This window comes from Candidatus Kosakonia sp. 282A-S69 (assembly GCF_029433855.1).
In the GTDB taxonomy this organism is placed as follows: Bacteria; Pseudomonadota; Gammaproteobacteria; order Enterobacterales; family Enterobacteriaceae; genus Kosakonia; species Kosakonia cowanii_A.
Genome location: NZ_JAROAU010000005.1, coordinates 218750 through 220374 on the forward strand (window position 1 = coordinate 218750; position 1625 = coordinate 220374).

Consider the following 1625-nt stretch of genomic DNA (forward strand, 5'->3'; position numbering starts at 1 on the left):
TGTGTTGTTGGGTAGGGGAGCGTTCTGTAAGCCTGCGAAGGTGTGCTGTGAGGCATGCTGGAGGTATCAGAAGTGCGAATGCTGACATAAGTAACGATAAAGCGGGTGAAAAGCCCGCTCGCCGGAAGACCAAGGGTTCCTGTCCAACGTTAATCGGGGCAGGGTGAGTCGACCCCTAAGGCGAGGCCGAAAGGCGTAGTCGATGGGAAACAGGTTAATATTCCTGTACTTGGTGTTACTGCGAAGGGGGGACGGAGAAGGCTATGTCGGCCGGGCGACGGTTGTCCCGGTTTAAGCGTGTAGGTGTGTGTTCCAGGTAAATCCGGTTCACTTTAACACTGAGGCGTGATGACGAGGCACCACGGTGCTGAAGTGACAAATGCCCTGCTTCCAGGAAAAGCCTCTAAGCATCAGGTAACACGAAATCGTACCCCAAACCGACACAGGTGGTCAGGTAGAGAATACCAAGGCGCTTGAGAGAACTCGGGTGAAGGAACTAGGCAAAATGGTGCCGTAACTTCGGGAGAAGGCACGCTGGTGCGTAGGTGAAGTGACTTGCTCACGGAGCTGAAACCAGTCGAAGATACCAGCTGGCTGCAACTGTTTATTAAAAACACAGCACTGTGCAAACACGAAAGTGGACGTATACGGTGTGACGCCTGCCCGGTGCCGGAAGGTTAATTGATGGGGTCAACCGCAAGGTGAAGCTCTTGATCGAAGCCCCGGTAAACGGCGGCCGTAACTATAACGGTCCTAAGGTAGCGAAATTCCTTGTCGGGTAAGTTCCGACCTGCACGAATGGCGTAATGATGGCCAGGCTGTCTCCACCCGAGACTCAGTGAAATTGAACTCGCTGTGAAGATGCAGTGTACCCGCGGCAAGACGGAAAGACCCCGTGAACCTTTACTATAGCTTGACACTGAACATTGAGCCTTGATGTGTAGGATAGGTGGGAGGCTTTGAAGCGTGGACGCCAGTCTGCGTGGAGCCAACCTTGAAATACCACCCTTTAATGTTTGATGTTCTAACGTGGACCCGTGATCCGGGTTGCGGACAGTGTCTGGTGGGTAGTTTGACTGGGGCGGTCTCCTCCTAAAGCGTAACGGAGGAGCACGAAGGTCAGCTAATCCTGGTCGGACATCAGGAGGTTAGTGCAATGGCATAAGCTGGCTTGACTGCGAGCGTGACGGCGCGAGCAGGTGCGAAAGCAGGTCATAGTGATCCGGTGGTTCTGAATGGAAGGGCCATCGCTCAACGGATAAAAGGTACTCCGGGGATAACAGGCTGATACCGCCCAAGAGTTCATATCGACGGCGGTGTTTGGCACCTCGATGTCGGCTCATCACATCCTGGGGCTGAAGTAGGTCCCAAGGGTATGGCTGTTCGCCATTTAAAGTGGTACGCGAGCTGGGTTTAGAACGTCGTGAGACAGTTCGGTCCCTATCTGCCGTGGGCGCTGGAGAATTGAGGGGGGCTGCTCCTAGTACGAGAGGACCGGAGTGGACGCATCACTGGTGTTCGGGTTGTCATGCCAATGGCACTGCCCGGTAGCTAAATGCGGAAGAGATAAGTGCTGAAAGCATCTAAGCACGAAACTTGCCCCGAGATGAGTTCTCCCTGAGACT

Annotated in this window: 2 other annotated features. The window is 54.1% G+C overall.

Annotated elements, in window-relative coordinates:
• The first annotated feature begins 86 nt into the window (after window positions 1–86).
• Window positions 87–846: a sequence feature (23S ribosomal RNA rRNA prediction is too short), on the plus strand.
• Window position 847: 1 nt separating this feature from the next.
• Window positions 848–1619 (plus strand) — a sequence feature (23S ribosomal RNA rRNA prediction is too short).
• Window positions 1620–1625: the final 6 nt, after the last annotated feature.